Here is a 5,839-nt window from a genome sequence, read left to right as displayed (position 1 = left end):
CAATTTCCACTACCTCACCGTCACCGCGCATTCGGACGGCCAGCGCGAGCTGTTGATCATGAGCTCGCTGGCGAGCCACCCGGACGGCCGGCTCAGCTATCCGGCGGCACCGGTGCCGCTGCCGCAGCAGGGGCCGGTACGGCTCAAGATCGAGATCCGCGGCCCGGCGCTGCAGTTCTTCTATGCCACAGGCACCGCCGGCGCTGGCGGCAACTGGCAACCGGTCGGCCCGCGCCTCGACGCCTCGCTGCTGTCGGACGAGTGCGGCGGCCACGCCGAACACGGCAGCTTCACCGGCGCCTTTGTCGGCATGGCCTGCTCCGACCTCAACGGCACGGCGAAGGAAGCCATCTTCTCCGATTTCGTCTACGAGCCGGTGCGGCACGAGAGCGACCGGTACTGATCGGGGAACAATGACATGAAAGTCGCAGTCACCGGCGGGACCGGTTCGTGGGATCGGGGCGTCGGGCCGGTGGTGATCGCCGCCCTCGAGGCAAGCGGGCACGAGGTCACCAATCTCGACCGGGCCGTGCCGGGCGGCATAGAACGCCGCGGCTTCATCAAGGTCGACCTCACCGATTACGGCCAGACCTTCGCCGCCCTGCATGGCCATGACGCGGTGGTGCAGCTGGCCGCCCATGGCGAGCCCGACTGGGACCACGTCTCGGGGGCCGCCCGCTTCCACGTCAATTCGCTGATCGCCTACAACGTCTTCCAGGCGGCCTGCTTCCTGGGCATGCGCAAGGTGGTGTGGGCCTCGTCGGAGACGGTGCTGGGCTTTCCCTTCGACCGCGTCCACCCCCGGTCGCTGCCCACCAGCGACGACGATCCGCCGATCCCCACGTCCTCCTACGGCATTTCCAAGGCCAACAGCGAGGACCTGGCGCGGCACATGAACCGCCGCTACGGCGTGCCGTTCGTGGGCTTGCGCTTTTCCAACATCTTCTACGACCGGGCCGGACACGTCACCGGGTACGAGAAGATCCCCGGTTTCTGGAGCGACCCGCTGTCGCGCCGCTTCAACCTGTGGGGCTATGTCGACAGCCGCGATACGGCGGATGCCTGCGTCAAGGCCCTCGAGAGCGGCATCACCGGGGCCGAGGTGATGACCATCGCGGCGCCCGACACGATCATGCGCCAGACCAATGCCGAGCTTGTCGCGGCGGCCTTTCCCGGTTGCGTCCTCAGGCCGGGCACCGGCCCGCGCGACACGCTGATCTCGATCGACAAGGCGCGGGCGCTGATCGGCTACGATCCGCAGTGGACGTGGTCGAGGGTCCTCGGGATAGACGCCGGCTGAGTGTTGGCAGGGCGCGGCAAACCGCCTAACGTCGCGACTTCCCCGATCCTTGCCGCAGGCTGATGGACCAAGCGCCCTACACCGTCCCGACCGCTGCCGATGCGGCCATCACCCCGATGATGGCGCAGTACCTCGAGATCAAGTCGGTCAATCCGGGGTACCTGCTGTTCTACCGGATGGGCGATTTCTACGAGATGTTCTTCGAGGACGCCGAGATCGCCAGCCAGGCACTCGGCATCGTGCTGACCCGGCGCGGCAAGCACCAGGGGGCGGATATCCCGATGTGCGGCGTGCCCATCCACGCCGCGCAGGATTACCTCAGAAAGCTCATCGGGCTCGGGCACCGCGTCGCCATCTGCGAGCAGGTCGAGGACCCGGCGGAGGCCAGGAAGCGCGGCGGCAAGTCGCCGGTGAAGCGCGACGTGGTGCGGCTGGTGACGCGCGGCACCATCACCGAGGACGACCTGCTGCCGGCGCGCGCCTCCAACTACCTCGCCGCCCTTGCCATGGTGCGGCACGGCGAAACCGATTTCGCGCTGGCCTGGGCCGATGTCTCGACCGGCGAGACGGCGGTGATCGACATCGCCTCGGCAGCGCTGGCGGACGAACTGGCGCGGATCGAGCCGGCCGAACTGCTGCTGAGCGAAGCGACCCTCGCCGCGCTGCGCGAGGCTAGGCTCGCACTGCCCGAGGCGGCGCTGGTGCCGGTGGCGGCCGAGCTGTTCGACAGCGAACTGGCGAGCAAGCGGATCTCTGCCGCCTTCGCCGACGGCGCCGTCGACCCCACGGCTTTCTCGCGCGCCGGACGCGCCGCGCTCGGGGCGCTCTGCGACTACGTGCGGGAGAGCCAGAAGGGGGTGCCACTGGCGCTGCGGCCGCCCAGTGCCGAGCAGGTCTCGGCGCACATGGCGATCGACGCGGCGACCCGCGCCTCGCTCGAACTGCTGGTGACCCAGCGCGGCGCCGAAAAGGGATCCCTGCGGGCCGAGATCGACCTCTGCGTCACCCCGGGCGGCTCCCGCCTCTTCGCCCGCCGCCTCGCCGCCCCGCTGGCGGAGGCCGCCCCGATCAATGCCCGGCTCGACGCGGTCGAGGCGCTCTTTGCAGACACCCAGCTGACGCGCCGGCTGCGCGCAGAGCTGAAGGCGATCCCCGATCTCACCCGGGCCCTCACCCGGCTGATGCTCGGACGCGGGGGGCCGCGCGACCTCAGGGCGATTGCCGGGGCGGTGGCAGGGGTGACCGATCTCGCGGCGCGGCTCGCGACCCTCGTCGACGCCCCTGCGCTGCTTGCAAACCTCGCCCGCCAGCTCGGCGAGGCGCCCCAGGCCCTTGCCGGCGTGCTGCTCGCCGCGATCGACGACGATCCGCCGCTGCTCGCCCGCGACGGCGGCTTCGTGCGCGAGGGCCATGACGGGGAACTCGATGCCGAACGGGCCCTCGGCAGCCAGACGCGCGAGGTGGTGGCGGCGCTGCAGGCCCGCCTCGTCGAGGACACCGACGTGCGTTCCCTGAAGATCCGGCACAACGGGGTTCTTGGCTACTTCGTCGAGGTGCCCGCCGCGCATGGCACCCGGCTGCTCGAGCCGCCGCACGCGGCGAGCTTCATCCACCGCCAGACCATGGCCAATGCCATGCGCTTCACCACCAAGGAGCTGGCCGAACTCGAAGGACGGATCGCCAAGGCGCACGACGCCGCCCTCGCCATCGAGCTGGCGATCTTCGAACGCCTCCTCGCCGCCGTGACGGCCGAGGCGGCGCGGCTGCGCGCCGTCGCCGACGCCATCGCCGAACTCGACGTCACCGCGGCCCTGGCCGAACTCGCGGCACGGCGCGGCTTCTGCCGCCCGACGGTCGACCGGAGCCTTGCCTTTTCGATTGCCGGCGGCCGCCACCCGGTGGTCGAGACGCATGTGCGCGCCGCGGGCGCGGTGTTCGTCGAGAACGACTGCGAGCTCGGCGGCGGCGGACTCTGGCTGCTGACCGGCCCGAACATGGGCGGCAAGTCGACGTTCCTGAGGCAGAACGCGCTGATTGCCATCCTCGCGCAGATGGGCAGCTTCGTGCCCGCCGGGCGCGCGCATATCGGGGTGGTCGACCGGGTCTTCTCGCGCGTCGGCGCCTCGGACGATATCGGCGGCGGCCGCTCGACCTTCATGGTCGAAATGGTCGAGACCGCCGCCATCCTCAACCGCGCCACCTCGCGCTCGCTGGTCATCCTCGACGAGATCGGCCGTGGCACGGCCACCTTCGACGGCCTGTCGATCGCCTGGGCGGCGGTCGAGGCGCTGCACGACCAGACGGGTTGCCGCGCCCTGTTCGCCACGCATTTCCACGAGATGACGGCGCTGTCGAAGACGCTTGCGCGGGTGTCCAACCACACCATGAAGGTGCGCGAGTGGGAGGGCGAGGTGGTGTTCCTGCACGAGGTGGCGGAAGGCGCCGCCGATCGCAGCTACGGCATCCAGGTGGCCCGGCTGGCCGGGCTGCCCGAATCGGTGCTGGCGCGAGCCCGCCAGGTGCTCGACCTGCTCGAACAGCGCTCTTCCGGTGGCAAAGGGGTCGTGCTAGACGATTTGCCGCTGTTTGCGCACCAGCCGGCACCACCGAAGGCGACCGTTAATCCGCTCCATGACATGCTCGACCAGGTTCGCCCCGACGACTTGACCCCCCGACAGGCGATCGATCTGATCTACGAGCTTAAGAAAATCCGCGATGCCGCTCGCCGAACTTGACTCCCGCCTCCGAAAACCGGCCTTCCGACTGGTGACGGCGGACCAGATCTATGCCGAGCTCAAGGCGCTCGTCGGCGCCGATGCGGCCAAGTCCGCGCCGGCGCGGGCGCGCGTGCTGCAGCATCTGCGGCAGGTGCTCGCCGAGGCCCGGCAGGGCGCCGAGGCCGAGTTGATGGCGACGGGCAAGGGCACGCGCTGCGCCATGAACCTGAGCGCGGCCGAGGACGAGATCATCCGGGCGATCCACCTGTTCGCCACGCGCGACGTCTATCCGGTCGACAACCCTTCGGGGGCCGAAGTGGTCTCGATCGCGGCGGTGGGCGGCTACGGCCGCGGCACGCTGGCGCCCGGTTCCGACATCGACCTGCTGTTCATCCTGCCCTACAAGCAGACCCCCTGGGGCGAGCAGGTCACCGAGTACATCCTCTACATGCTGTGGGACTTCGGCCAGAAGGTCGGGCACGCGGTGCGCTCGGTGGATGACTGCATCCGCATGGCCAAGTCCGACATGACGGTGAGGACCGCGACGCTCGAGGCGCGCTACCTCACCGGCGACAGGACGCTGTACAGCGAACTGGTGCGGCGCTTCGAGAACGAGGTGATGCCGCGCACCGGGCCTGAATTCATCGCCGCCAAGATGGCCGAGCGCGACGAGCGCCACCGGCTGATGGGCAATACCCGCTACGTGGTCGAGCCCAACATCAAGGACGGCAAGGGGGGCCTGAGGGACCTCAACACGCTGTTCTGGATCGGCAAGTACTTCTACCGGGTCAAGACGGGCGCCGAACTGGTCGGCAAGGGCGTGCTGAGCGCCGAGGAGTATCGGCTGTTCGTGCGGGCCGAGGACTTCCTCTGGGCGATCCGCTGCAACCTCCACTTCCTCACCGGCCGGGCCGACGAGAAGATCAGCTTCGACGTGCAGCCGGACCTGGCGGCGCGGCTCGGCTATAATGACCGGGCCGGGATGCTCGGCGTCGAGCGCTTCATGAAGCGCTACTTCCTCGTCGCCAAGGACGTGGGCGACCTGACCCGCATCTTCAGTACCTCGCTCGAGTTCGATCACGCCAAGCCGCTCGACATGGTCGGGCGGGTGCTGGCGCCGTTCAAGCGCGGCAAGGTCGCAATCCGCGGCGAGAAGGATTTCGTCGTCGAGGGCGGGCGGCTCAACATCGCCAATCCCGAGGTGTTCCAGAAGGACCCCAGGAACCTGATCAAGGGGTTCCTGCTGGCCGGCCAGCACGACCTGCACCTGCATCCCGACACCATCAAGGCGATCCGCCGCTCGCTGCGGCTGATCGGGCACGAGCTGCGCAACGACCGGCAGGCCAATGCCTGGTTCCTCGAGATCCTCACCGCGCCCAACTATGTCGAGCGCATGCTGCGCCAGATGAACGAGAGCGGCGTGCTCGGCCGCTTCGTGCCGGAATTCGGCAAGATCGTCGCGCTGATGCAGTTCAACATGTACCACCACTATACGGTGGACGAGCACCTGATCCGCGCCGTCGGCGTGATGGGCGACATTGCCAATGGCGGCCTCAGGAACGAGCTGCCGCTCACCCACGAGCTGCTGCCGCACCTCAACGACACGCGGCTGCTCTACGTGGCGCTGTTCCTGCACGACATCGCCAAGGGCCGGCCGGAGGACCATTCGATCGCCGGCGCCCGCATCGCGCGCAAGTTCTGCCCGCGGCTGGGGCTCGACGCGGCCGAGACCGATACCGTCGCCTGGCTGATCGAGTATCACCTGCTGATGAGCGAGATCGCGCAGAGCCGCGACATCCAGGATCCCGAGACCGCCAAGGCG

The 5,839-nt window shown here is 69.0% G+C and carries 3 protein-coding genes and 1 pseudogene; all 4 read left to right on the top strand.

Translation table 11 applies throughout. The features are described 5' to 3' along the window. Positions 1-403: pseudogene (locus tag ACE3TU_RS18065) on the top strand (glycoside hydrolase 43 family protein); the annotation flags it as partial. Between the two features lie 15 nt (positions 404-418). Then, positions 419-1,300 (top strand): NAD-dependent epimerase/dehydratase family protein, encoded by an 882-nt coding sequence (locus ACE3TU_RS18060; RefSeq protein ID WP_374626730.1) that lies wholly within the window; start codon positions 419-421, stop codon positions 1,298-1,300. A 62-nt stretch (positions 1,301-1,362) separates the two neighbouring features. Then, a complete protein-coding gene (mutS, locus tag ACE3TU_RS18055) occupies positions 1,363-4,035 on the top strand; it encodes a DNA mismatch repair protein MutS (protein ID WP_374626728.1) in 2,673 nt (890 codons plus the stop codon). Then, a partial coding sequence (glnD, locus tag ACE3TU_RS18050; protein ID WP_374626726.1) for a [protein-PII] uridylyltransferase occupies positions 4,016-5,839 on the top strand: 1,824 nt, incomplete at its 3' end. The genes mutS and glnD, both read left to right, overlap by 20 nt.

Source organism: Devosia sp., from assembly GCF_041917035.1.
Lineage (GTDB): Bacteria > Pseudomonadota > Alphaproteobacteria > Rhizobiales > Devosiaceae > Devosia_A.
This window is presented reverse-complemented; position numbering and strand designations above follow the sequence as displayed.

Coding starts and splice junctions, on each gene's coding strand:
- ACE3TU_RS18060 (WP_374626730.1), top strand. CDS start 419: ATGAAAGTCGCAGTCACCGGCGGGACCGGTTCGTGGGATCGGGGCGTC.
- mutS (WP_374626728.1), top strand. CDS start 1,363: ATGGACCAAGCGCCCTACACCGTCCCGACCGCTGCCGATGCGGCCATC.